General features: G+C 72.6%; 19 protein-coding genes and 4 pseudogenes. 11 read left to right on the top strand and 12 right to left on the bottom strand.

All coding sequences use genetic code 11. The features are described from left to right. Positions 1–182: 182 nt before the first annotated feature. Positions 183–506, bottom strand: a pseudogene (locus F9278_RS48635) (VOC family protein); the annotation flags it as partial. Between the two features lie 401 nt (positions 507–907). Between F9278_RS48635 and F9278_RS03470 the strand changes: the two are divergent. Then, positions 908–1,414, top strand: a complete 507-nt coding sequence (locus tag F9278_RS03470) for a MarR family winged helix-turn-helix transcriptional regulator (RefSeq protein WP_152166933.1) — start codon at positions 908–910, stop codon at positions 1,412–1,414. Between the two features lie 231 nt (positions 1,415–1,645). Here the strand turns inward: F9278_RS03470 and F9278_RS03465 are convergent, their stop codons facing one another. Then, on the bottom strand, positions 1,646–3,913 hold the full coding sequence (locus F9278_RS03465; RefSeq protein WP_152166932.1) for a heavy metal translocating P-type ATPase: 2,268 nt from the start codon (positions 3,911–3,913) through the stop codon (positions 1,646–1,648). Positions 3,914–4,100: 187 nt separating this feature from the next. On the opposite strand from F9278_RS03465, the gene F9278_RS03460 reads away from it, so the two are divergent. Next, positions 4,101–5,057 (top strand): hypothetical protein, encoded by a 957-nt coding sequence (locus F9278_RS03460; protein ID WP_152166931.1) that lies wholly within the window; start codon positions 4,101–4,103, stop codon positions 5,055–5,057. Here F9278_RS03460 and F9278_RS03455 read toward each other — a convergent pair. Both F9278_RS03455 and F9278_RS48630 read right to left on the bottom strand, forming a co-directional pair. Beyond that, positions 5,049–6,407 (bottom strand): amidase, encoded by a 1,359-nt coding sequence (locus F9278_RS03455; protein WP_404819001.1) that lies wholly within the window; start codon positions 6,405–6,407, stop codon positions 5,049–5,051. The genes F9278_RS03460 and F9278_RS03455 overlap by 9 nt on opposite strands. Before the next feature lie 52 nt (positions 6,408–6,459). Then, positions 6,460–7,020: pseudogene (locus F9278_RS48630) on the bottom strand (Nramp family divalent metal transporter); the annotation flags it as partial. Between the two features lie 201 nt (positions 7,021–7,221). Between F9278_RS48630 and F9278_RS03445 the strand changes: the two are divergent. After that, positions 7,222–8,226 carry an Lrp/AsnC family transcriptional regulator gene (locus F9278_RS03445; protein ID WP_152166930.1) on the top strand — a complete coding sequence of 335 codons (1,005 nt, stop codon included), beginning with the start codon at positions 7,222–7,224 and terminating at the stop codon, positions 8,224–8,226. Between the two features lie 58 nt (positions 8,227–8,284). Here F9278_RS03445 and F9278_RS03440 read toward each other — a convergent pair whose 3' ends face one another. Next, on the bottom strand, positions 8,285–9,082 hold the full coding sequence (locus tag F9278_RS03440) for a DeoR/GlpR family DNA-binding transcription regulator (protein WP_152166929.1): 798 nt from the start codon (positions 9,080–9,082) through the stop codon (positions 8,285–8,287). 108 nt (positions 9,083–9,190) lie between these two features. Between F9278_RS03440 and F9278_RS03435 the strand changes: the two genes are divergently transcribed. The 3 genes from F9278_RS03435 to F9278_RS03425 all read left to right on the top strand — a co-directional run bounded on the left by F9278_RS03435 (position 9,191) and on the right by F9278_RS03425 (position 11,876). Further along, complete coding sequence (locus F9278_RS03435; protein WP_152166928.1) at positions 9,191–10,090, top strand: SIS domain-containing protein; 900 nt, start codon at positions 9,191–9,193, stop codon at positions 10,088–10,090. 13 nt (positions 10,091–10,103) lie between these two features. Next, the gene (locus F9278_RS03430; RefSeq protein ID WP_152166927.1) at positions 10,104–10,982 is read left to right on the top strand and encodes a class II fructose-bisphosphate aldolase; all 879 of its coding nucleotides are present in this window, start codon (positions 10,104–10,106) and stop codon (positions 10,980–10,982) included. Between the two features lie 99 nt (positions 10,983–11,081). Then, complete coding sequence (locus F9278_RS03425; RefSeq protein ID WP_152166926.1) at positions 11,082–11,876, top strand: AraC family transcriptional regulator; 795 nt, start codon at positions 11,082–11,084, stop codon at positions 11,874–11,876. 61 nt (positions 11,877–11,937) lie between these two features. Here the strand turns inward: F9278_RS03425 and F9278_RS03420 are convergent, their stop codons facing one another. Next, positions 11,938–13,131: a methyltransferase gene (locus F9278_RS03420; protein ID WP_193241353.1), complete on the bottom strand. Its 1,194-nt coding sequence runs from the start codon at positions 13,129–13,131 to the stop codon at positions 11,938–11,940. A gap of 70 nt (positions 13,132–13,201) precedes the next feature. Between F9278_RS03420 and F9278_RS03415 the strand changes: the two are divergent. Together F9278_RS03415 and F9278_RS03410 are read left to right on the top strand one after the other, a co-directional pair. Beyond that, a pseudogene (locus tag F9278_RS03415) lies at positions 13,202–13,786 on the top strand (alpha-ketoglutarate-dependent dioxygenase AlkB). Between the two features lie 50 nt (positions 13,787–13,836). Continuing rightward, positions 13,837–15,084 (top strand): ROK family protein, encoded by a 1,248-nt coding sequence (locus F9278_RS03410; RefSeq protein WP_152166925.1) that lies wholly within the window; start codon positions 13,837–13,839, stop codon positions 15,082–15,084. Between the two features lie 6 nt (positions 15,085–15,090). Here the strand turns inward: F9278_RS03410 and F9278_RS03405 are convergent, their stop codons facing one another. The 4 genes and pseudogenes from F9278_RS03405 to ilvY all read right to left on the bottom strand — a co-directional run bounded on the left by F9278_RS03405 (position 15,091) and on the right by ilvY (position 19,536). Further along, positions 15,091–15,525, bottom strand: coding sequence for a GtrA family protein (locus tag F9278_RS03405; RefSeq protein WP_152173672.1), 435 nt, complete (start codon positions 15,523–15,525; stop codon positions 15,091–15,093). Further along, a pseudogene (locus F9278_RS03400) lies at positions 15,525–16,519 on the bottom strand (glycosyltransferase family 2 protein). The gene F9278_RS03405 and the pseudogene F9278_RS03400 overlap by 1 nt, the downstream one beginning before the upstream one ends. 22 nt (positions 16,520–16,541) lie before the next feature. Next, positions 16,542–18,464, bottom strand: coding sequence for a hypothetical protein (locus tag F9278_RS03395; protein ID WP_226966615.1), 1,923 nt, complete (start codon positions 18,462–18,464; stop codon positions 16,542–16,544). Between the two features lie 211 nt (positions 18,465–18,675). Further along, complete coding sequence (ilvY, locus tag F9278_RS03390) at positions 18,676–19,536, bottom strand: HTH-type transcriptional activator IlvY (protein ID WP_152166924.1); 861 nt, start codon at positions 19,534–19,536, stop codon at positions 18,676–18,678. A 90-nt stretch (positions 19,537–19,626) separates the two neighbouring features. Here ilvY and F9278_RS03385 point away from each other — a divergent pair, with 90 nt between their 5' ends. Beyond that, positions 19,627–21,093, top strand: coding sequence for a ketol-acid reductoisomerase (locus F9278_RS03385; RefSeq protein ID WP_152166923.1), 1,467 nt, complete (start codon positions 19,627–19,629; stop codon positions 21,091–21,093). Positions 21,094–21,276: 183 nt separating this feature from the next. Then, the gene (locus tag F9278_RS03380) at positions 21,277–21,582 is read left to right on the top strand and encodes an SHOCT domain-containing protein (RefSeq protein WP_152166922.1); all 306 of its coding nucleotides are present in this window, start codon (positions 21,277–21,279) and stop codon (positions 21,580–21,582) included. Positions 21,583–21,648: 66 nt separating this feature from the next. Here F9278_RS03380 and F9278_RS03375 read toward each other — a convergent pair whose 3' ends face one another. Beyond that, positions 21,649–22,200, bottom strand: a complete 552-nt coding sequence (locus tag F9278_RS03375) for an ATP-binding protein (RefSeq protein WP_193241352.1) — start codon at positions 22,198–22,200, stop codon at positions 21,649–21,651. A gap of 184 nt (positions 22,201–22,384) precedes the next feature. Continuing rightward, on the bottom strand, positions 22,385–22,705 hold the full coding sequence (locus F9278_RS03370) for a hypothetical protein (protein ID WP_152166921.1): 321 nt from the start codon (positions 22,703–22,705) through the stop codon (positions 22,385–22,387). A 357-nt stretch (positions 22,706–23,062) separates the two neighbouring features. On the opposite strand from F9278_RS03370, the gene F9278_RS03365 reads away from it, so the two are divergent. After that, a complete protein-coding gene (locus tag F9278_RS03365) occupies positions 23,063–24,187 on the top strand; it encodes an L-cysteine desulfhydrase Cds1 (protein WP_152166920.1) in 1,125 nt (374 codons plus the stop codon). The last annotated feature ends 19 nt before the right edge of the window (positions 24,188–24,206 follow it).

Genomic DNA, 24,206 nt, shown 5'->3' with positions numbered 1-24,206 from the left:
CCTGCCGAATGGCCCTTGTCTCCTTGTCTCCTTGTCTCCTTGTCTCCTTGTCTCCTTGTCCCCTTGTCCCCTTGTCTCTTGTCCTTTGTCCCTTGTCCGGCAATTCCTCGACCCAGGGGGACAAGGGCGATCCAGAGGGCCCTGGGGTCCTCGTCGAGGCCGTAGACCCGGCCGTCCGGGCCGCGGAAGTGGCGGTGGGCGTAGCCGGTCTCCAGCCGATTTACCTCACCGAGTAATTCGGCTCCGGCGGCGGCCAGTTCGGCGGAGGCGGCCTCGATGTCGGGGACGCGGAAGCCGAACACGACGCCGTCGTTGAAGCCGTACGGCGGGACGCCGCCCTCCGCGTACCCCTCCAGGATGCCGCCGTTGTCCCCCGGGAACATCGCGAAGCCCGGGAACTCGACCGTCGCGGTGAGTCCGAGGACGTCCGTGAGGAAGGCCACGGTCCGGTCGAAGTCGTCGGCGGAGGTGACGAACGCGTTCCAGATGATGCCCTGTGTCCGCATGCGCGCGTTCTCCTCGTTCGTTCGGGTCGGCTCGGTCGTCAGAAGGCGCCGGGGGTGCGGCCGAGGCTGTTGTCCGGGTCGGCGGGGAACCTCGCGGACGGACCAGGTCCAGGTGGCGATGGCGTGTTCCTGCGTGGACTCGGAGTTCAGCCGGCTCATGAACAGCTTGGCGCCCGCCTTGTGCGGGGCCTTCCCGATGACGGCGCCGCGCTGGGCCCAGGAGTTGAAGCGCTCGGTGGCGGAGAAGACCTGGGTGCCGTGGAGCCGGGGACGCCACGGATCAGCTTGTTCTTGTAGGAGAAGGCTCCGTAGAGCAAGCACGGTCGGTGCACGAAAGGCACGCGGTCTCGACGCTGCACCTTGTGATTGAAGCTTCAAACGGACGTCGTTAGAGTGAGACCATGCCCACCACGCCGCGCTGGCTCGACTCCGAGGAACAAAGGGCCTGGCTGGCCTACATCGATTTCTCGACCCTGCTCAGCGACTACCTCAACCGCCAGTTGCGCCGTGACGCGGGGATGACGCACGCCGACTACGCCCTGCTGGCCCATCTCTCGTCCGCTCCCGACCGGGCGCTGGGCATGTCCGAGCTGGCCCGTCGGCTGAAGATCACCCGCAGCCGTCTCACCCACGCGGTCAACCGTCTCGGTGAGGCCGGACTCGTGGACCGCCGGGAGGACCCCGCCGACGGCCGGGGCCAGCTGGCCGTCCTCACGGGCGAGGGGCAGGGGCTGCTGGACCGCGCGGCCCCCGGCCATGTGGAAGCCGTACGCCGTGTGGTCTTCGACGCCCTCACCCCCGAGCAGGTGCGCCAGCTGGCCGAGATCGGCGAGGCGATCGGCGACGCCCTCGTCCGCGCGGAGGGCACCCCGGCGGACCCGGCGGTCCTGCCCTGGCGGCGTCGCTAGGCCCTGTCGTCACATTCCCGTCTGCCTCGCGGTGCCATGCACGCTCCCCCACTCTCGGCTTCGCTCGACCGGGAGGTACCCCTCACGACGCCGGGAGGCCGCCCTGCGGGCGACGAAGGGACTTCCGAAACACGCCCTAGGCCGACGGGCGCGGCGGAAGGGCCGCCCCTCGCCGCATGTGACTGCTCGGCGTGGAACGGCCCTTCGCCCTGCGCGAGTCGGTCCGTCGCCTCAGTCGGCCGCCCGGAACGTGCGCAGGCGCAGGGAGTTGCCGACGACGAAGACCGAGGAGAAGGCCATGGTCGCCCCGGCGATCATCGGGTTGAGGAGGCCGGCCGCAGCGAGCGGAAGCGCGGCCACGTTGTAGGCGAAGGCCCAGAACAGGTTGGACCGGATGGTGCCGAGGGTCCGGCGGGCCAGGCGGATGGCGTCGGCCGCCGCGCGAAGGTCGCCCCGGACCAGGGTCAGATCGCTCGCCTCGATCGCGGCGTCGGTGCCCGTGCCCATGGCCAGCCCCAGATCGGCCCGCGCGAGCGCCGCCGCGTCGTTGACACCGTCACCGACCATCGCGACCGAACGGCCCTCGCCCTGGAGCCGCTCGACGACGTCGACCTTGTCCTGCGGCAGCACCTCCGCGATCACGTCCTCGGCCGCGATCCCGACCTCGCGGGCGACGGACTCGGCCACGGCCCGGTTGTCGCCGGTCAGCAGGATCGGGGTGAGGCCGAGCGCCCGCAGCCGGGTGATCGCCTCCGCGCTGGTCTCCTTCACCGCGTCCGCGACTTCGAGCACCGCGCGGACGTCTCCGTCCCAGGCGACCGCGACAGCCGTACGGCCGGACGCCTCGGCCCCGGCCCGTGCCCGTGCCAGGTCCTCCGGCAGCTCCATGGCCCAGTCGGCGAGGAGCCGTTCACGGCCGACGAGGACCGCGTGGCCGTCGACGATCCCCCGCACACCGAGACCGGGTACGTTCGCGAAGTCCTCCGGCACGGGCAGCGCGCCGAGCCGCGCCGCCGCGCCCTCGGCGACGGCACGGGCGACCGGATGCTCGGAGGCGTGCTCCAACGCGCCCGCCAGACGCAGCACTTCGGCCTCGTCGACGCCGTCCGCGGGGTGCACGGCCAGCAGGGTCATCCGGCCGGTGGTCACGGTCCCGGTCTTGTCGAGGACGACGGTGTCGACCCGGCGTGTCGACTCCAGCACCTCCGGGCCCTTGATCAGGATGCCCAGTTGGGCGCCGCGCCCGGTGCCCACCAGCAGCGCGGTCGGCGTGGCGAGCCCCAGGGCGCAGGGGCAGGCGATGATCAGTACGGCGACGGCGGCGGTGAACGCGGCCGTGGGTCCGGCGCCGTTGCCCAGCCAGAAACCGAGGGTGCCCAGGGCGAGGGCGAGCACGATCGGCACGAAGACGGCGGAGATCCGGTCGGCGAGCCGCTGGGCGGCGGCCTTCCCGTTCTGCGCGTCCTCCACCAGCCGCGCCATCCGGGCCAGTTGGGTGTCGGCGCCGATCCGGCCGGCCTCGACGACCAGCCGCCCGCCCGCGTTCACGGTGGCACCGGTGACGGGGTCGCCGGCCACCACCTCCACGGGCACGGACTCGCCGGTGAGCAGGGACGCGTCCACGGCGGACGAGCCCTCGACGACCGTCCCGTCGGTGGCGATCTTCTCGCCTGGGCGTACCAGGAAGCGGTCGCCGACCTTCAACTCGGCGACCGGGAGCGTCCGTTCGCCACCCTCCGGGGTGAGCACGGTGACGTCCTTCGCGCCCAGCTCCAGCAGCGCCCGCAGCGCCGCGCCCGCCTTCCGCTTGGCGCGGGCCTCGAAGTAGCGCCCGGCGAGGATGAAGGCGGTCACCCCGGCCGCCGCCTCCAGATAGATGCTCCCGGCGCCGTCACCCCGGACGATCGTCAGCTCGAAGGGGTGTGTCATGCCCGGTGTGCCCGCCGTGCCGAGGAACAGCGCCCACAGCGACCAGCCGAACGCGGCCAGGGTGCCGAGGGAGATCAGGGTGTCCATGGTCGCGGCACCGTGCCGGGCGTTCGTCCACGCGGCCCGGTGGAAGGGCCACCCGGCGTACGTCACCACGGGCGCGGCCAGCGTCAGGGACAGCCACTGCCAGTACTCGAACTGCAACGCCGGGATCATGGCCATCGCGACGACCGGGACGGCCAGGACCACCGCCGTGATCAGCCGCTGCCGCAGCGGCAGCAGTTCGTCGTCCTCGGCGGCCCCGTCCGTGTCGTCGGGCTCCGCCCGCGCGGGTGGCGCGGGCTCCCGTGCCGTGTAGCCGGTCGCCTCGACGGTGGCGATCAGATCCCCCACCGAGACGTCGTCCGCGTAACTGACCTTCGCCTTCTCGGTGGCGTAGTTGACCGTGGCCGTGACGCCGTCCATACGGTTCAGCTTCTTCTCGATCCGGGCCGCGCAGGAGGCACAGGTCATCCCGCCGATGGCGAGTTCCACCTCGGCGGCGGCGGTCCCGGTCCCGGTGATGGTCATGGCTGCTCCTCGTACCTCGTGGGCGGCGGCGCGGACGGTCGTATACCCGGTGGGGGTATCTTTGGGGCCCTGCCTCCCTGTATACCCCCAGTGGGTATCTGCGGCAAGTCACTCACGCCGCTTGACTCTATACCCCCTAGGGGTATCGTGAGCTGAGTGGAGGCCCCGAAATCCCGAGGAGACGGCCATGAACACCGGACTGAGGATCACCGCGTTCGCCGCCGCGCTGGCCGCGACGTTCGGCGCCGCGTACGGCGTGGGCAAGGGCGTCGAACCCGTGGTCTCGGACACCGAGGCCCCGGCGGTGAGCGCGCCCCATGACGCCCACGGCGAGGACGAGGAGTCACCGGATCCCGGGGGAGGGGGGGAGGGCGGACAGGCCTCGGCCCCGGCCGGTGGACTGCAGATCTCGGAGGGCGGCTACACCCTCGACCTGCGGACCCCGGACGTCACCGCCGGGCACCGCGGCGACCTGCGGTTCGTCATCCGGGACGAGGACGGCCGTGCCGTCACCGCGTTCCAGCGCGAGCACGACAAGGAACTCCACCTCATCCTCGCCTCACGCGACCTGGTCACCTTCCGCCATCTGCACCCCGTGCGCGCCGCCGACGGCACCTGGAGCACCCCCGTCGACCTGCCCAGGGCGGGCGACTACCGCGTCTTCGCCGACTTCACCCCGGCCGGGAAGAACGCCGAGAACCTCACCCTGGGGGCCGACCTCGCGGCGGCGGGCACGTACAAGCCGGCGAAGTTCCCGGCGCCGGCCGACACCACCGAGGTCAACGGCTACGAGGTCGAGCTGGACGGAAGCCTGCGCGCGGGCGCCGGGAGCGAGCTGAAGCTGAAGGTCTCCCGCGACGGCAGGCCCGTCACCGACCTCCAGCCCTACCTGGGCGCCTACGGCCACCTGGTCGCCCTGCGCTCCGGCGACCTCGCCTATCTGCACGTGCACCCGAACGGCGAGCCCGGCGACGGGAAGACCCGCCCCGGCCCCGCCATCTCCTTCACGGCCACGGCACCCAGCGACGGCACCTACCGCCTCTTCCTCGACTTCAAGCACGAGGGCAAGGTGCACACGGCGGCGTTCACGGTCCGCGCGGGAGAAGCGGCGGAGCCGGGACAACCGGAGGACCACTCACACTGACCGCCGTACGGCACCCCCGGGCGCGGCGGCCACCACCGGCGGCCGTCGCTCACCCACCCGCGTCGCCCGCTCGAACGCGTGCCCGGCCCGCAGCACCGACCAGTCCCGCCGGTGCGGCCCCACGATCTGCAACCCGACCGGCAGCCCCTCCGGGGTGAACCCGGCCGGCACGGACAGGGCCGGGCACCCCGTGACGGAGATCAGATACGCCGACCGCATCCAGTCGAGATAGGTCTCCATCGGGGTGCCGTCGACGACCGTCGGATACGCCAGGCCGATGTCGAAGGGCGCGACCTGGCTGACCGGCAGCAACAGCAGGTCGTACCGTTCGAAGAACTCACGGACCCGGTGGAAGAGCGCGCCGTGCAGCGCCTGCGCCCGCCCCAGGTCGGGGCCGCCCAGCCTGCGGCCCTCCTCGATGTTCCAGATCACGTCCGGGGCGAGCCGGTCGCGGTGGTCGTCCAGCAGCGGCCCGTACGACAGCTCCACCTGCCAGGCGCGCTGGGCGAGGAACACCTCGTCCGCGCCCCTCAGGTCCGGGCAGGCCTCCTCGACCTCGCAGCCCAGCGCGGCGAACACCTCGGGCGCCGGGCGCAGCGCCTCCCGTACCTCCGGGTCGACGGGCACCCGCCCACCGAGATCCGGGGACCAGGCGACCCGCAACCCCCGTAGATCGCCGTCGAGTTGCCAGGCGAAGGTGGAGCCGGGCGTCTGCAGGGAACGCGGATCGCGGGGGTCGGGACCGGCGAGCACGGACAGGGTCAGGGCGACGTCCGCCACGGTCCGGGCCATCGGCCCCTTCACCGACAGCTGGCCCCAGGGCGCCTTGTCCGGCCAGGACGGCACCCGGCCGGGCGAGGGCCGCAGCCCCACGACGTTGTTGAAGGAGGCGGGATTGCGCAGCGAGCCCCCGGTGTCGCTGCCGTCGGCGATCGGCTGCATCCCGCAGGCGAGCGCCGCCCCCGCCCCGCCGCTGCTGCCGCCCGCGCTGCGGGAGAGGTCGTACGGATTGCGCGTCGCCCCGAACACGGGGTTGACGGTGTGCGAACCCAGGCCCAGTTCGGGGACGTTGGTCTTGCCGAGCGTGATCGCGCCCGCCTTCCGCAGCCGCTCCACCACCAGATGGTTCTGGTCGGGGACCCGGTCGGCGAAGATCGGTGAGCCGGACGTCGTACGGATGCCCGCGGTGTCGTGCAGATCCTTGTGCGCGACGGGCAGCCCGTGCAGCGGGCCGACCGGCTCTCCGGCCGCCATCCGGTCGTCCGCCTCCGCCGCCTGCTCCAGCGCCCGGTCGGCCACCAGCGTCACGATCGCGTTCACCGCCGGATCGACCCGCTCGATCCGCTCCAGATGCGCGGTCGCCGAGCAGGCCGGGCAGATCGTCGGCGGTGGCGAGCGTGGCCACCGCCAGGACGGCCATGCCGAGGAACTTGGCGAGCAGGAAGACGCTCATCACCCGCTCGAACACCGTGTACCGGCCGACGTATACGATCGCCGCCGCCACCAGCGCGATCACCAGGGCGACCGGCCGGACCGGCAGCACGGGAAACAGCGTCGACAGGGCCAGGGACGCCACCGAGCTGAGCGCCGCCCCGTACAGCAGCCCGATCACCAGGACGAACAGCAGGAAGGCCGCCGGGAGCCAGCGGGCCGCCGACTTCAGGCTCGCGATCACGGTCTGCCCGGTGGCCAGGTACAGTCGGCCCACCGCCTCGGTGAGCGCGTACTTGAGGACGACACCGATGACGATCGCCCACATCAGCGCCATCCCGTACCCGGCGGCGCCCGCCAGCGACGTCACCATGTCGCCGGCGCCCACACTGGCGGCGGCCAGCACCAGCCCGGGGCCCAGGAGCGCCGATCGGCCCCGCCGACCGCAGGCGGGCCGGAGCGGCACCCGCGGAGAGAAGTCGGCGGCCGGGGAACGTGGGGGACCGCCGGGGGGCAGCGTCACGTCAACCATCTCCGTACGTCGGGGAGTCACGGGAGTCATGGGTTCGTGCGGCGGGTGCGGGTGCGGGTGCGGGTGCGTGGGGGATGGGCCCGCACGGCGGGGAGACCGTGCGGGACCACGCCATTCCACTTCACGGCAGGCTGGGCCACGGCGACGGAAGGGAACAAGAAGCCCTGCGGAGTTGACGGAATCCGCCATAGGCTGGGGCCGATGGACGCACCGCAGACCGGACCCGTGACGGATTCGCTGGACCGGCGCATCATCAGCGCGCTGCAGATCGACGGCCGGGCCGCCTGGCACCGTATCGCGGCGGCCCTCGGCGAGCCCGAGCGCACCGTGGTCCGGCGCGGCACCCGTCTCGTGGAGGCCGGTCTCGTCCGGATCGGGGCGATGGCGATGCGCGGGCGCAGTGCCGTGGTCGGCGTCCGCTGCGCCCCCGGCCGGGCCCGGGTCACCGCCACCGCGCTGGCCCGCCGCCCCGACTGCGTCTTCGCCCACGTCCTCACCGGCACCCCGGACTGTCTCGCCGAACTGCGCTGGCCCCGCGACCGGTTGGCGGGCCTGGTGCTGGACGAACTCGCCGGTCTGCCGGGCGTGGTGGAGACCCACACCCTTCCCGTGCTGCGCCATGTCCGCACCATCCGGGAGTGGCACACGGGCCTGCTCACCGAGGCCGAGATCGCCGCGCTGAAGGGCTCGTCCCCCTCCGACACCGCGCCGCCACCGATCCCCGATCCGCTGCCGACCGGTGAGACCTCCCTCGAACTCTCCCGCGCCGACCGGCTGTTGCTGCACGCCCTCGCCGAGGACGGGCGCCGCACCTACGACGAACTCGCCCGCGTCTCGGGCGTGTCCGAGGCCACCGCGCGCCGCCGCCTCGGCACGTTACGGCGCGACGGCCGGGTCCGTATCCGCGCCGTGATCGAACCCGCGGTGCTGGGACTGCCGGTCGAGGCCGTCCTCTGGGTCCGTACACCCCCGGCGAAGGTCGACCCCGTGACGGCGGCCCTCGCCGAGTCCGCCCACGTCCGCTACACCAGCTTCGTCACCGGCGAACGCCAACTCCTCGTCCTCACCGCGTTCCCCGACGAGACCACCCTCCATGACTTCGTCACCCGCTCCCCGTGGCTCCACGACGTCACCTCGATCGACGTCTCCCTCGTCCTGACCACGCTGAAGCGGGGCGGCATGCTGGCCCCCTGGCTCCAGGACTGACACCGAAACCGGCTCACGGGCCGACCCCGTTCCAGGCCCGACACCCCACCGGCCGGCCTCAGACGGCGACGACCCGCACCCCGGCCTCCTCGAACCGACGCACGGTCTCCGGCGCCGCCGCCGAGTCCGTCACCAGCGTGTCCACCGACCCCGTCGCACAGATCCAGGCGAAGGCCCGCCGCCCCAGCTTGCTGGAGTCGGCCGCGACCACGACCCGCTCGGCACGCTCGCACAGCAGCCGGTTCACGGCCGCCTCCGCCTCGTCGTGCGCGGCGGCGCCGTGCACGACGTCCAGCGCGACCACACCGAGGACGGCCACGTCCAGCGTGATCCGGTCGAGCACGCCGTCGGCGAGCGGGCCGACGAGTTCGTACGACTGGGCGCGGGCCACCCCGCCCGTCACCACGATCTTGAACTGTGGCCGCACGGCCAGCTCGCTCGCGATGTTGAGCGCGTTCGTGACCACGGTCAGCGCGGGCGCGCCGGACGCCGGATCACCCCGTCCGGCCAGATCGCCCCTGACGGCCAGCGCCCGCGCCACCTCGGTGGTGGTCGTGCCGCCGGTCAGGCCGACCGCCTCGCCGGGGGCGACGAGATCCGCCACCGCCTTCGCGATGCGCTGCTTCTCCGTGGCGCGCCGGGCCGTCTTGTAGCGCAGCGGCAGCTCGTACGACACGCCGTGCACGACCGCGCCGCCCCGGGTGCGCACCAGCATCTGCTGCTCGGCGAGCTGGTCGAAGTCCCGCCGGATCGTCGCTGCGGACACCCCCAGCTCGGCGGCCACCTCCTCGACGTCCAGCCGCCCCCGCTCGACCAGCAGTTCGAGCAGGGTCTGCCAGCGGGCGTCGCGGGACATGGGCCCTCCTCTTGCGCGCGGACGCGCCTGTGCTCGAAGATGCTCGAAAGTCGACCATACATTGCAACAACAAGCATGATCCCGGTGCCTCCCGGGGAGGGTGACCGTATGACCCATGTCGAGGACGAACTGCGCACCCAGCCCGAGTGCTGGACCCGAGCCGCCGCCGGGGCGGTCGAACACGCCGGGGTCCTGCCCGCGCCGGGGGAGCGGGTGGCGCTCGTCGGCTGCGGCACGTCGTACTTCATGGCGCAGGCCGCCGCCGTCCTGCGCGAGCGGGCCGGGCACGGGGAGACGGACGCGTTCGCGGCCTCGGAGTTCCCCCACGGACGCGCCTACGACCGGGTCGTCGCCCTCACCCGCTCCGGCACCACCACCGAGGTGCTGGAACTGCTGGACGCGCTCCGGGGCCGTACACGCACGACGGCGGTCACCGCCGACCCCGCCACCCCCGTCATGACGACCGCGGACGACAGCGTCGTCCTGGACTTCGCCGACGAGAGGTCCGTCGTGCAGACCCGCTTCGCCACCACCGCCCTCACCCTCCTCCGCGCCCATCTGGGCCTGCACACCGAGGCCGCCGTCGCCGACGCGCGCACCGCGCTGGCGGCACCGCTGCCCGAAGGGCTCGTCGACAGCACCCAGTTCACCTTCCTCGGCCGGGGCTGGACCGTGGGCCTCGCCCAGGAGGCCGCGCTGAAGATGCGGGAGGCCGCGCTCGCCTGGAGCGAGGCGTACCCGGCGATGGAGTACCGGCACGGCCCGATCAGCGTCAGCACCCGCTCCACGGCGACCTGGATGCTCGGCGAGGCGCCCGAGGGGCTGGCCGCGCAGGTGCGGGAGACCGGCGGGACCTGGGTGGTCGGCGGGCTCGATCCGCTTGCCGAACTGGTCCGCGCCCAGCGGCTCGCCGTCGCCGTGGCCGCCGCCCGCGGCCTCGACCCCGACCGCCCGCGCCATCTCACCCGCTCGGTGATCCTCGACGCCCCCGACACGAACGCCCGCTGAAACAGGAGGAGTCGTGCCGCTCACTACGACCGGTGAACTGATCACCGGGGCCGCCGCCGCGCACTCCGCGGTCGCCGCGTTCAATGTCATCACCCTGGAGCATGTCGAAGCGGTCGTCGCGGGCGCCGAGTCCGTCGCCGCGCCCGTCGTGCTCCAGGTCAGCGAGAACGCGGTCGGGTTCCACGGCGGGGACGTGCTCCCACTGGCCCGCGCCGCGACCGCCGCCGCCGAGCGGGCCGCCGTGCCCGTCGCCCTCCACCTCGACCACATCCGGAGCGAGGGCCTGCTGCGCCGGGCCGCCGACGCCGGGTTCAGCTCCGTGATGTACGACGCCTCCCACCTGCCCTACCTGGACAACCTCGCCGCCACCCACACCGCAGTGGCCTGGGCGCACGGTCAAGGGCTCTGGATCGAGGCCGAGTTGGGGCAGGTGGGCGGCAAGAACGGCTCGGCGCCGCTCGACGCGCACGCGCCCGGCGCCCGGACCGACCCCGACGAGGCACGGGCCTTCGTGGCCGATTCGGGCGTGGACGCCCTCGCCGTCGCCATCGGCAGCTCGCACGCGATGACCACCCGCACCGCCGCCCTCGACCACGCCCTCCTGAAACGGCTGGCCGCCGCCCTCGACGTCCCCCTCGTCCTGCACGGCTCCTCCGGTGTCCCGGACCACGAACTGCGGACGGCCGTCACCGGCGGCATCGCCAAGGTCAACATCGGCACCGCGCTCAACATCGCCCTGACCGGCGCGATCCGTGAACATCTCGCCGCCCGCCCCGAGGTCGTGGACCCGCGCCGGTACCTCGCGGCGGGCCGGGCGGCGATGACGGAGACGGTGGCCCGCCTCATCGGCGTCCTGCGGACGGAGGCGACCGCTCCGTCCGCGTCCCCGTGACGGCCCGTACGCGTCCGTCGCGCGTGGGATTGTGACCGTCTTGCGAAGCGCGCCGCCGGGGACCGGAGTGTGACGCCCGTCACTGATATTTTTCCGGACATGCGGGAGACGGAGATCCACCTCGGTGAGCCGCCGGATGTCGCCCTCATCGGTGTCGGCGTGCACGGCGTCGCGAGCCGCACGGACGTGTTCCGGCTGCCGGAGCTGTGGCAACTGCACCTCTACCAGTACGAGGCCGAACTGACCGTCGACGGCACGGCCCATGTCATCCGCCCCGGCCGGGTCAGTCTGGTCCCGCCCGGCACCACCGTCCGCTACCGCTACCGGGGCCGCTCCGAACACCTCTTCGCCCATCTGCGCATCGCCCCGGCCGGACCCGCCCGCACGGTCCCGGTGGTGCAGGACACCGGCCCCGAACTCCCCACGCTCACCGGCCTGTTGCTCCAGGCGGTGGCCGCCGCCCCGAGCGAGCCCGACCGCACCCGCGCCGAACTGTGGACCGCCCTGTGGCGCGTCGCCCACCTCACCCCGCCGGCCGCGGCGGCCCCAGGCCCGCATCCCGCGGTCACCACCGCCATCGCCCACATCGAGGCCCATCTCGCCGCGCCGTTCACCATCCCGGAGGTGGCCCGCGTGGCCGGTGTCTCCCACAACCATCTGACCCGGCTGTTCCACGCCGAGACCGGCGGCACGGTCGTCGCCTACATCCGCCGCCGCAGACTCGAACGCGCCCACCATCTGCTCCGCGCCACGACCCTCTCCATCCCCGCCGTGGCCGCGTCCGTCGGCATCCCCGACCTCCAGGCCTTCAACAAGGCGTGCCGCCGGGAACTGGGCGCCTCCCCGCGTGCCCTGCGCGGCGCCGCGACCCTCCCGGCCGGGGCCGCCAGGTGAGGTACCCCCACGACGCCGCGAGGCCGCCCTCCGGGCGACGACGGGAAGGTGACGACGGGGCCTAGCCCTGCCTGACGGCCCGCAGCACCACGAACTTGGCGTCGCTCGCGACGAGTTCACTGTTGCCGAAGATCCGCCGCAGCGTCACGTGATAGCCCAGATGACGGTTCCCGACCACCCACAGCTCACCACCCGGCCGTAGCGCCCGCCGCGCCCCGGTGAACATCCGCCGGGCCGTGGCGTCGGTCGTCGCCTGATGGGAGTGGAACGGCGGATTGTTCAGGACGAGATCGACACTGCCCGCCGCGAACCCCTCCAGCCCGTCGCCGACCACGAACTCGGCCTTCCCGCCCGCTGTCCCCTCGGTCGTCCCGCCGCCCGGCCGGTTCGCCCGGTACGTGTCCTCCGCCGAGGCCACCGCCTGGTACGACTCGTCCACGAACACCACCTCGGCGTCCGGGTCGGCCAGCGCGACCGCCGTACCGACCACGCCGTTGCCGCACCCCAGATCGACGACCCGTCCACCGCCCGTGTCCCCCGGCAGGTGCCGCAGGAAGAACCGGGTGCCGATGTCGAGCCGGTCGGCGCAGAACACCCCCGCGTGATTGACCACGGACCGCCCGGCCAACAGGCCGGTGTCATCGGGGAGTTGATAGGAGTACGGCCATGGAACGGCACCCCGGGCCTTGAGGACCGCAGCGTCCGGAGTGCAGAAGATCAGCCGCGCCTTCTGCTGGGCGAGCGAGGTGCGGGTCGGGCCGAGGATCCGCTCGAACAGCCTGAGCGTCGAGGTGTGGATCTCCTTGACCATCCCGGTGCCGATCACGACCGTGCCCTCGTGCACGGCGGGCGCGAGCCGGTGCAACTGGTCCTCCAGCAGCGCGAGGCTCTTGGGGACCCGGACCAGGAGCACGTCGATCCGGTCCGGGGGAGTGTCCCGGGTGGTGAGCAGCCGTACAGCGTCCGCAGCCACACCGTTGCGCCCCAGGTTGGCCCGTGTCGCCTCCCGGCTCAGGAACGAGTCGGTGATCTGCGTCGGCCCGTGCCCGGCCGACGCGGTGGCCAGCGCGGTGGTCAGCGCGCCCCAGCGGTCCCCGACGACCACGACCGCCCCGTCCAGCACGGTCCCGCTCTCCGCGAGGTGGCGCAGCAGATACGCGTCGGACGCGTCCCAGGCGCGCAGCTGGTCACGGGGGTCCTCGGGAAAGCGGGCCAGGGTGTATTCGCCCCAGGGCGCGGTCATACGGTCGCTCATCGTGTGCCCAGGCTAACCGAGCACCGGCCCACGCCCGGCCGCCGAACGGTCCCGCGCGCAGCGTCGGCTTCTGGATGCCCGCCGAGCGTGGGACCGGCCGCCCACCTGACTCCGCACGGTCCGCACGCCCGGCGGCGCCACGATGACCGCCCGGCAGGTCTGCCTCGGCCACCACTGGTACCCGTACGCCTACGCCCGCACGGCCGTCGACGGCGCACCCGTGAAACCGTTCCCGCCCTGGCTGGGCGAGCTGGGCCGGCGCGCGGTCATGGACGTCCTGGGCGCGGACGCCCGGGTCACCGGCGCCCCGGGTGAGGAGGTCGCGTCCGCCGCGTCCGACATCGCGCTGATCAACTTCTACGACGGCGACGCCCGCATGGGCACGCACCGGGACGCCGACGAGCGGCCGGACGCGCCGGTGGTGTCGCTGAGCCTCGGTGACACCTGCGTCTTCCGCTTCGGCGACACGGAGACCCGGTCGCGGCCGTACACGGACGTGGAGCTGCGCAGCGGTGATCTCTTCGTGTTCGGCGGGCCGGCACGGCAGGCGTACCACGGGGTGCCCCGGGTGTGCGCGGGGACCGCGCCCGCCCGGCTGGGGCTGACCGGCCGGCTGAACGTCACCCTGCGGGTCGGCGGGTTCGACGACGGCTGACGGCCGCCGGCGTGGTTCCGCGCCGTGCGGATCATGGGAGACTCGCCCTCATGGACGGGAAGGCGGCCCCCAAGGCGGCGGGCGAAGGGACACCGACGGCGACACGCACCCGGCTGGACCGGGGGAGGGGCGCACTCGGTCCGGCGCTGGAACTGGTGCACACCGGCCGGGCACCGACGAGGGCCGTGCTCACCGCCGAACTGGGCGTCACCCGCGCCACCGCCGGTGCCGTCGCCGCCGAGTTGGAGGCGCTGGGGCTGATCCGGGTCGACGCGCACCCGGGCGCCGCCGCCGGATCGCAGGGCCGGCCCTCGCACCGCCTCGAAGTCGCCGAGGAGGGGCCCGTCGCGCTCGCCACCCAGGTGCACGCCGACGGCTGGCGGGCCGCGCTGGTCGGGCTCGGCGGACGGATCGTCGCCACCACACCCGCCTGCGAGATCGTGGACGCCGACCCGGCGAAGGTGCTCGGCTCGGTCGTCGACGCGGGCGCCGAACTGCTGCGGGAGACCGGCCGGCGATGCGTGGGCACCGGTCTCGCCGTGCCGTCCGCGGTCGCCGAACCGGCGGGGCTGGCACTGAACCCGCTGCACCTGGCCTGGCCGGCCGGGGCGCCCGTCCGGCAGATCTTCGCCGAGCGGGTCCGCGCGGCCGGTATCGAGGGGCCCGCGTTCGCGGCCAACGACGTCAACCTCGCCGCCCTCGCCGAGCACCGGCACGGCGCCGGGCGCGGCTCCCGCGATCTGCTGTGCGTGGCCACCGGGCACCGGGGCGTCGGCGGTGCGCTGGTCCTCGACGGCCGCCTGCACATGGGCAGTTCGGGCCTCGCCCTGGAGGTCGGTCACCTCACCGTCAACCCCGAGGGCCGCCCCTGCCACTGCGGTAGCCGAGGCTGCCTCGACGTCGAGGCCGACCCGCGCGCCTTCCTCACCGCCGTCGGCCGCGACCCGGGCCCCGAGGGCTCACTGCTCCAGCAGGCCAACGAGCTGATCCGCACCCGGTACGGCGACCCGGTCGTCCGTACGGCCGCCGAGGCCATCATCGACCGTCTCGGCCTCGGGCTCGCGGGCCTGGTCAACATCCTCAACCCGGACCGGATCATCCTCGGCGGGATGCACGGCTCCCTGCTCGACGCCGACCCCGACCGGCTGCGCGCCGTCGTCGCCGACCGCAGCCTGTGGGGCCGGCAGAGCGGGGTCCCGCCGATCCTGGCCTGCACCCTCGATCACAACAGCCTGGTCGGAGCGGCCGAGTTGGCGTGGCAACCGGTGCTCGACGACCCGCTGGGCGCGCTGGTCTGACCCCCCTCACACGGGCCGGGAGCCCCGCAGCATGATCGTGCGGGACACCACGAACGTCACGGGGATCGCCGCCCCCGAAGCGAGCAGCGGGGCGAACCGGCTGCCCGCGTGCAGGACGTCCACGATCACATAAACGCCCGTCGTGGTGAGCAGGAAATTCGTGGCATTGGTCAGCGGAAACAGCAGGAATTTACGCCAGGTCGGACGGGTGCGATAGGTGAATCGCGCGTTGAGGAAAAAGGAACCCGTCATGCTCAGGATGAATGCAAGAACATGCGCGCCGAGATAGGGCAGCCAATGGAGAAACAACAGGTAAAGGCCGTAGTAGGTCAGGGTGTTGACCACGCCGACCAGGGCGAAGGTGATGATCTGTCCTGATATGCGGCGCTCCGGCCCCGGGTGGGCCTCGGGGAGCGTCCTGGTCCGTGTCGCCGTCCCCATCAGCGAATGGGGTCCTTCGTCGTGCCGCACGCCGCGTGCCCCTCCGTCCGCTCCATCCGCGCCGCCTCCTCCACATTGGTCGCCTTCACCAGGAAGTGCGGGCGCCCCTTCACCTCGTAGTAGATCCGGCCGGTGTGCTCCCCGATCACCCCGAGCATGATCATCTGTACGCCGGCGAGCCCGGTGACGGCCATGACGATGGTGACATAGCCCGGAGTCTCCACGCCGTTGACGAGTGCCGAGCCCACGATCCACGCCGTTTGGAGCCCCGCGCACACCAGCAGGCACAGGCCGACGTACAGGGCGGCCCGCAGCGGCCGGTTGTTGAAGGAGAGCAGCCCGTCCAGCCCGTAGTCGAGCAGCGACCGCAGACTCCAGGAACTGCGGCCGTGCTCGCGCACCGCGTTCTCGTACGCGAAGGTCGTGCCCGGGAAACCGACCCAGGCGAAGAGGCCCTTGGAGAACCGGTTGTACTCGGTGAGGTCCAGGACCGCGTCCACCACCCGGCGGGACAGCAGCCGGAAGTCGCCCACGCCGTCGACGAGTTCGACGTCCACGAGCCGGTTCACCAGCCGGTAGTACAGGCGGGCGGTGGCGGTGCGCACGAGCCCGTCGCCGGTGCGGGTGCGGCGGGCGTGACCTGGTCGTAGCCCTGTTCCCGTAGGCCGACCATGCGGCGGATCAGTTCCGGCGGGTGCTGCAGATCGGCGTCCATGACGATCACGGACTCGCCCGAGGCGTGCCGCAGTCCCGCGAGCAGCGCCGCCTCCTTGCCGAAGTTGCGGCTGAACGAGACGTACCGGACGCGCGCGTCCTGCTCGGCCAGTTGCTTCAGCACGGTGAGCGTGCGGTCCCGGCTGCCGTCGTCCACGTACACGAACTCCATGTCGTGGCCGAGCGGGAGCAGTTCCTCCGCGACCTTCTGGATCTCCTCGTGGAAGCGCGCGACGACGGCTTCCTCGTTGTAGCAGGGTGCGACGATCGAGATGAGCATGTTCTCCCCCCAGGGGTGCGGTTCAGCGCGCGGTGGTCAGCCGCTCGTGTGCGGTCGGGTCGTCGTCGGGCGCGGGTCGAGTGGTGGCCGGGGGTACGGGGACGGGCGCGGCCCGTTCCCGTCGACGGCGGACCAGGCCGGTCGCCCCGATCAGAAGCGTGGCGCTGAGCGAGACGGCCCCGACCGCCGTGCCCAGGCGCAGCCCCGGTGGATGGAAGGCGCAGGTCACACTGCTCGCGGAGCCGTACAGGGGCACGGCGATCAGCCCGTAGTGGTTCTTGGCGGGCAGGGCGGGGGCGTCGTCGGCGGCACAGCGCCAGCCGGAGATCCGGGGCGCCGCGATGTCGGCGATCCCCGTGCTGTGGGCAGGCAGTTCGGCCCTGATGGTGCCGTCCTCCACGCTCACGCTCGTGGCACCGGTGGCCTTCAGCCCCGCCACGGCGGTGCGCAGCCGGGCGGTGTCCAGGCAGCCGACCGCGCCGTCCGGGACGAGACTCGTCCGGTCGGGCGACAGCTCGATCCGGAACTGTCCGGAGTCCCCGACCGTGCCCAGCCGCTGCATCGGGGCGATCTTGGTGACGGGTTGATCGGACCGGAACCGCCCGGTCAACTCCCCACCGGAGCCGGAGCCGGAGCCGGAGCCGGAGCCGGAGCCGGCACTCGCACTCGCACTGGCACTCGCGCCCGTACCGGAATTGGCGCCGTCGGTGAGCCGCGCGGTGCCCGAGAGATGCGGCGCCCACAGGTACAGCTCGGCCCCCGCCGGGCAACCGCCCGTGATGGTCGGCTTCTTCGGCGCGCTCGCGTACGGCAGCGGGCCCACCATCACCCCGGGCCGCCCGTCGTCACTGGGCGACGGCGGTTTCCCGGCCGCCGTGCGCACGGTGAGCCGGGGCACGGTGTACACCCGCGAGCCCAGCAGCAGTTCCTGGTTGCGGTACGGCGACGCCCCGAAGCCGGAGAGGTCCGTGGGGCCGTCGGCGCGGTCGGTGTGCGGCCGTACCGTCACCAGTGGCGGCACGTCCCGCCGGGTCACGGTCACCCCGCTGCCGTCCTGCGGGAACCAGTTCTGGTGCGGGTCCGGCGGGGAGTGCACCCGGGCGCCGACGGAGAAGACCACGTCCGTGACGGCGTTGTCCAGGCTCTGCGCACTGCGGCCCCGCGAGGTCCAGCCGCCACCGAGCGCGGTGAGCGTCCGGCTGAGCACGTCGGAGGTCAGACTGCTGTAGTACTGGGCGCCCTGCCCGCCCACCAGCAGCGGATCGTTGCCGACGGTCTGCTCCCGGCCCGGATCGGTCCGGTGGCGGGGCCAGCCGTCAGCCTCGGCGATCGCCGCCGACTGTGCCCGCTGCCGCGCGCCCCACGGCGCGTAGTCGTCCATGTGCCCGAGGCGCAGCCGGGTGTCGGCGGCGGCGGTGACGGCGGCCTCGCCGAACTGCGTGCACACCAGCAGCGCCACGGCGAGAACCGCGAGCGGCCTGCCGTCCCTCCGCCGCAGCCCGAGCAGGATCAGCCCGCCCAGCGCGCCGGCGGCGGCGAGCAGGGCGAGCGGCAGGGTGAAGGCGCGCGTGGTCCGCTCACTGCCGCTCGCGACGACGATCACCAGCGCCAGCACCGCACCCGCCGCGCCCAGCGCACGCGGCCCGGGAACGCCGTACGACAGGGAGTGCCAGGCGGCGATCACCAGCAGCGCGCAGAGCACGAAGGCCTGCCGGTTGACGAGCAGCCCGCCGTCGGCCCCGCCGTGCGGCAGGTCCCACAGGTGCGCGTGGAACGGCACGTACTGGTTGCCGAGGTCGTTGACACCGCGGGTACGCGGCCCGAACGGGTAGCCGCGGGCCACCGCGTCGCCGGCGCAGAGCACGGCGACGGTGAACACGGCGGCGAACAGCGCGGCTTTTCCCTGCGGGCGGAGTCTCGCCGCGGAACGGGTTTTCTGTTTCACGCCCGGTCCCTGTCCGCTCGGCGCACCGAGTTCCGTTGGACTACCCACTTCATTTTTCGACGGACCCCTCATTTCGGTTCGCCGAATTAGAGGCCCGGGGATCGTTGAAGGTTGTGCCGCAGATGAGAAGTGAAAGCAATAATTCCGAACGCCGTGAGGGAGAGGAAAATTCGAATTGCTTGTGAGGGTACGAGAGTTGTCGCCGAGATGATCAGGAGGTGAACTCGGCCGTGAGGCTCCACAGGGCCGCCACCTGTGGCCGCCGCAGATCCGCCCGCCGCACGCACAGCCCGATCGGGAACGGCGCGGGCGGCGGGTCGGCGGGGATCACCGTCAGCCGGTCCCGTACGGCGCTGTGGTCGAGCACCAGTCGGGGGATCACCCCGGTGCCACAGCCCAGCGCGACCAGCGCCAACAGCGCCTCGTGGCCCTCCGGTTCGGCCGCCGGCTCGGGGGAGACGCCGTGGGAGCGGAACCAGCGGTCGGCGGCGTCGCGGACCAGGCCCCGGTGGGGCAGGACGAAGGGGCCGTCGAGTCCGGGGTCCGGGCGGTCGTGCGCGGTGACGAACACCAGGTCCGTCGTGGCCACCGTCCGGCTCACGAGTGGCTCCGGCAGCCGCGCCGGGATGCCCGCGACCGCCACGTCCGCCTCGCCCTCGTCCAGCCGGGCCAGCGCCGCCGCCGCGTCACCCGTGCGCAGATCGAGGCGCACCTGCGGATGGGCCGCGCGGAACGGCGCCAACAGGTCCGGCAGCAGTGCCTGACACGCGGTCACCGTCGCGAACACGGCCAGCCGACCGGTGAGTTCGGCGGGGTCCGGATGCTCCTCGCGATACGCGCGCCACAACTCCAGCGCCCGCACCGCGTATTCACGGAAGCGGTGCCCCTCGGCCGTCAGCGAGACGCCCCGCGGGCCCCGGTCGAAGAGCCGGTGCCCGAGGTCGGCCTCCAGCCGCTGCACGGTCCGCGTCAGCGTCGCCGGGCTGACATGGCAGTCCAGGCTGGTCCGGCCGAAGTTCAGGGTCCGGGCCAGATGCAGGAACAGCCGCAGCTCACGATGATCGTCCCGCATACCCGCCCACCTGGCTCTTTCATCATCCGCAACACACCGCTGCGAAGGTTGCGCTTGCCGCAACACTCGCCCGGACCCTACAACTCCTCCATGACCACCTCCACCGTCTTCGCCCTCGAAACCATGGACGTGCCCGGCGGCACCGAGACCATCCTGCGCGGCGGCCGGCACCTGTTCCCGCTGCTGCCCCGGGCCCTCGCCGGTGTGCGCCGCATCGGGGTCGTCGGCTGGGGCCCGCAGGGCCGGGCCCAGGCCCGCAATCTGCGCGACTCCCTCGCCGGCACCGACATCACCGTGGCCGTCGGACTGCGCCCCGGCTCCGCCTCGGCCGCCGACGCCCGCGCCCACGGCTTCACCGAGGAGGACGGCACCCTCGGCGACTGGCTCGCCGTCACCGCCGACAGCGACCTCGTCGTCCTGCTGATCGCCGACGCGGCCCTCGCCGCCCACCACCGGAAGATCTTCGCCGCCCTGAAACCCGGCGCCACGATCGGCCTCTCCCACGGCTTCCTCCTCGGCCACCTCCGCGAGACCGGCGGCGACTTCCCTCCCGGACACGGCGTCGTCGCCGTCTGCCCCAAGGGGATGGGCGACTCGGTCCGCCGTCTCTACGAGCAGGGCGCCGAGATCAACGGCGCCGGGATCAACAGCAGTTACGCCGTCCACGCCGACCCCGACGGCAACGCCACCGACCGCGCCCTCGCCTGGTCGGTCGCCCTCGGCTCCCCGTACACCTTCCGGACCACCCTGGAGAGCGAGTACCTCTCCGACATCGTGGGCGAACGCGCCGTCCTGCTCGGCGCGGTCCACGGCATCGTCGAGAGCCTGTACACCCGCTACCGGCTCGCGGGCGACGACGGGACGACCGCGTACGCGCGGTCCTGCGAGAACATCACCGGCCCGATCGCCCGCACCATCTCCCGCGCCGGGCTCCGCGCGGTCCGCGAAAGCCTCGACGCCTCCGGCCGGGACGTCTTCGACCGCGCCTACACGGCCACGTACGGGCCCGCCCGGGAGATCGTCGCCGAGATCTACGACGAGGTCGCCGACGGCACCGAGCTGCGCAGCGTGATCCTGGCCGAACGCCGTCTGGGCACCCGCCCGATGAGCCGGATCGGCGGCTCACCGATGTGGTCCCTGAGCGACCGCGCGCACGCCCGCCGGGACGAGCGCGGTCTGCCCGGGGGCCCGGTGGACCCGTTCACCGCCGGTGTCTTCGTCGCCACCATGACCGCCCAGGTCGACGAGTTCGCCGAACGCGGCCATCCCTGGTCGGAGATCGTCAACGAGTCCGTCATCGAGGCGGTCGACTCCCTCCTGCCCTACATGCGCGCCCGGGACGTCGCGTACATGGTCGACAACTGCTCCCGCACGGCCCGCCTCGGCGCCCGCCGCTGGGGTCCCCGCTTCCAGACCGCCTACGAGCAGATCGCCTACCCGGCCGCCGAACACCCCGCGGACCGAGCCCTGTTGGCCGCCTTCGACACCAACCCCGTCCACGAGGCCCTGGCCTCGGCGGCGAAGCTGCGGCCGGCGGTGGACATCTCCGTGGGCTAGCCGGGTGGGCGTCGCCCACCGCGCGGTCTACCGCGCGGGAAGTACCCGCACTGCCGCCGACCGTACGACGCCCCGCACCCCCTCCCGGAGAGAGCCTCGAAGCATCTCGAAGAACGCGCGGCGCACGAAGAGCACGAAGAGTGCGAGGCGCGCGATGGACACGACCAAGGAGATGAGTCCGAGATGCGGACCCTCGCGAGCTGGGACGGCGGCCCCGGGCCCTGGCCCCTTCTCTTCCCGCTGATCTGGGCGGCGCTCGTGGTCGGCGCCGTCACCCTCCTGCGCCGCACGCTCGGGCGCGGCCATCGGGGGCCGTGGCGCGCGGATCCCCGCCGGTACGGCGGCGACCCCCGCCCCTCCGGCGACTCCCCGATCGCGGTGCTCGGCCGCCGCTTCGCCTCCGGTGAGATCGACGAGGACGAGTACTGGCGCCGACTGTCCGTCCTGGACGAGCAGTTCGGCCCGGCAGCCAAGGGCGGTGCGGGCTGACCGTCGCGCCCACCCGCCCCGGCCCACGCGTCCACTCCGCCGTACGACGGGATGGTCACCGCCCGGTCAGCCTGCGACGGCCGACCGGGCGGGAGCGTGTTCGGACCTGCGCCCACGCGCGGCGGGCCTGCGTCCGGTGTCGTACGGCTGTCCGGTGTCGAGGGCCGGCCCGACGTCGAGCGTCCGCCCGGCGTCGTACGGCGAGATCTTCGGCACCGCCGCCGAGGACGCCGGCAGCGTGAACCACACGACCTTCCCCGTCTCGCCGTGCGGGCGCACACCCCAGCTCTCGCTGACCGCGGCGACCATCGCGAGACCGCGACCGCAGGTGGCGAAGGGCTCCGCGTCCTGGACGACCGGGAGGCGGGGGTCGTTGTCGTGCACCGAGACCGTGAGCCGGCCGAGGAGCAACTCCATCTCCACGGTGCACATCTTGTCCGGCTCGGCGTGCCGGTGGACGTTGGACAGCAGCTCGGTCACCCCGAGTGCGGCCCGCTCTATCAAGGGATCCAGATGCCAGTAGCGCAATTGCGCAGATACGATTCTGCGGACCTGGCCGATCCGCGACGGCAGGGCTTGGAGCTCCACCGTGCAGTGCCTGCTTTGCTGGCTGATCACGGCTGCGACTCCCCGAAGTTGAGTCCGGAAGAAGATCGGAGTACGGATCCAGCGAGGTGGCTGGGCGAAAACCGCCGCCTGCTGACATGGCCGGCGGGCTGGTTCGCAGCGTTATCGCCGGTAAACCCAGAGTGATGTGAGACCAGAGTGACCCAGGGGGTCCCGTCCCGCAACTCGCGGTTCGTCAGCCGCGCCCCGCGGCCCTGCGCACCGCCTCTATGAACCGGCGCGCCGAGGGCGGTCCCGGCTTCCCCGGGGCGGGGTCGTGCTCGTTCAGCGTGAGCGTGTAGCGGGTGCCGTTGACGTCGGCCAGCGCCCGGTCGTCGTTCGCGAACCAGGGCTTCGAGGCGCGTACCGCCTGCACCGGCGCGCTGTCGATCTCGCTGCCGTAACTGGTCAGCAACTGCAGCCTGCCGCCCTCGATCCGGACCTGCCCCGCCCGGGTCAGCTGCCGCAGCCGCTTTCCGATCCGCACGCCCGTGGCCGTGAATTCCGGCTCGGCCATGTACCCCGCCCCCTAGTGCGCCTCGACTGTCCTCTGTCGTGATCCGTGTCCGGCGGACCGTGATCCAGTGTGCCCGAGGCCGCCTCCCCCCGGGTGACCCCCGGGCATCGACCCGGCCCGTGCGGTGAAGTCTGCACGTCCCCCGCGTCGAGCACCAGTGCGCACGGTGGACCGGGGGCGGGGTTCCGGCGCACGCGCGGCATGCGCCCCCCATGCGCCCCGCGCATACTCGCCACAGGAGTGTCTTTGAGGTGCTCAAAGGACTGTTTATGCAGGTGAGAAGCGTGCGGAAGGTGCTTATGATCGGGTTGTCCGACGCCGCGATCCGCCGTCGGCGCAATGCGTGAGGAGCACGCCGTGAGCACCCCCCACCCCACCCGTCCTGGCGCGACCCTCGACGTCGATCACAGCGACACCGAGTACCGAGGCTGGCTCAAAGAAGCCGTGCGGAAGGTCCAGGCCGACGCCAACCGTTCCGCCGACACCCATCTGCTGCGCTTCCCGCTGCCCGAGAGCTGGGGCATCGACCTGTATCTCAAGGACGAGTCGACGCACCCCACCGGCAGCCTCAAGCACCGCCTCGCCCGTTCCCTCTTCCTCTACGGCCTGTGCAACGGCTGGATCCGGCCGGGCCGCCCCGTCATCGAGGCCTCCAGCGGCTCGACCGCCGTCTCGGAGGCGTACTTCGCCAAGCTGATCGGCGTCCCCTTCATCGCCGTCATGCCCCGCACGACCAGCGCCGAGAAGATCCGTCTGATCGAGTTCCACGGTGGCCGCTGCCACTTCGTGGACGACTCACGGAGGATGTACGAGGAGTCCGCCCGCCTCGCGCGGGAGACCGGCGGCCACTACATGGACCAGTTCACCTACGCGGAGCGGGCCACGGACTGGCGGGGCAACAACAACATCGCCGAATCCATGTTCCGCCAGCTCCGGTTGGAGCGCTTCCCCGAGCCCGCCTGGATCGTCGCCACCGCCGGCACGGGCGGCACCTCCGCGACCATCGCCCGGTACGTCCACTACATGCAGTACGACACCCGTATCTGTGTCGCCGACCCCGAGAACTCCTGTTTCTTCGAGGGCTGGACCACCGGCGACCCCGACGTCACCTGCGACTGCGGCTCCCGTATCGAGGGCATCGGCCGCCCACGGATGGAGCCCAGCTTCGTCCCCGGCGCCGTCGACCGCATGATGAAGGTCCCCGACGCGGCCACTGTCGCCGCCGTACGCGCCCTGGAGAACGCCATAGGCCGCAAGGCGGGCGGCTCCACGGGCACGGGCCTGTGGAGCGCCCTCAAGATCGCGGCCGAGATGGTCACGGCGGGCCGCCAGGGCAGTGTGGTGACCCTGCTCTGCGACCCGGGCGACCGCTACCTCGACAAGTACTACTCGGACGACTGGCTGAGACAACAGGGCCTGGACATCGCCCCGTTCACGACAGCGATCGAAAGACTGCTGACTACAGGCAGGTGGATGGACTGAGAGCCCTTATCCGTCGCCG

Source organism: Streptomyces phaeolivaceus, assembly GCF_009184865.1.
GTDB lineage: Bacteria > Actinomycetota > Actinomycetes > Streptomycetales > Streptomycetaceae > Streptomyces > Streptomyces phaeolivaceus.
Note: the sequence above shows the minus strand (reverse complement) of the source record. Positions and strands in the feature narration are given on the sequence as shown.

Coding starts and splice junctions, on each gene's coding strand:
- F9278_RS03470 (WP_152166933.1), top strand. CDS start 908: ATGCCCACCACGCCGCGCTGGCTCGACTCCGAGGAACAAAGGGCCTGG.
- F9278_RS03465 (WP_152166932.1), bottom strand. CDS start 3,913: ATGACCATCACCGGGACCGGGACCGCCGCCGCCGAGGTGGAACTCGCC.
- F9278_RS03460 (WP_152166931.1), top strand. CDS start 4,101: ATGAACACCGGACTGAGGATCACCGCGTTCGCCGCCGCGCTGGCCGCG.
- F9278_RS03445 (WP_152166930.1), top strand. CDS start 7,222: ATGGACGCACCGCAGACCGGACCCGTGACGGATTCGCTGGACCGGCGC.
- F9278_RS03440 (WP_152166929.1), bottom strand. CDS start 9,082: ATGTCCCGCGACGCCCGCTGGCAGACCCTGCTCGAACTGCTGGTCGAG.
- F9278_RS03435 (WP_152166928.1), top strand. CDS start 9,191: ATGACCCATGTCGAGGACGAACTGCGCACCCAGCCCGAGTGCTGGACC.
- F9278_RS03425 (WP_152166926.1), top strand. CDS start 11,082: ATGCGGGAGACGGAGATCCACCTCGGTGAGCCGCCGGATGTCGCCCTC.
- F9278_RS03420 (WP_193241353.1), bottom strand. CDS start 13,131: ATGAGCGACCGTATGACCGCGCCCTGGGGCGAATACACCCTGGCCCGC.
- F9278_RS03410 (WP_152166925.1), top strand. CDS start 13,837: ATGGACGGGAAGGCGGCCCCCAAGGCGGCGGGCGAAGGGACACCGACG.
- F9278_RS03405 (WP_152173672.1), bottom strand. CDS start 15,525: ATGGGGACGGCGACACGGACCAGGACGCTCCCCGAGGCCCACCCGGGG.
- ilvY (WP_152166924.1), bottom strand. CDS start 19,536: ATGCGGGACGATCATCGTGAGCTGCGGCTGTTCCTGCATCTGGCCCGG.
- F9278_RS03385 (WP_152166923.1), top strand. CDS start 19,627: ATGACCACCTCCACCGTCTTCGCCCTCGAAACCATGGACGTGCCCGGC.
- F9278_RS03380 (WP_152166922.1), top strand. CDS start 21,277: ATGCGGACCCTCGCGAGCTGGGACGGCGGCCCCGGGCCCTGGCCCCTT.
- F9278_RS03370 (WP_152166921.1), bottom strand. CDS start 22,705: ATGGCCGAGCCGGAATTCACGGCCACGGGCGTGCGGATCGGAAAGCGG.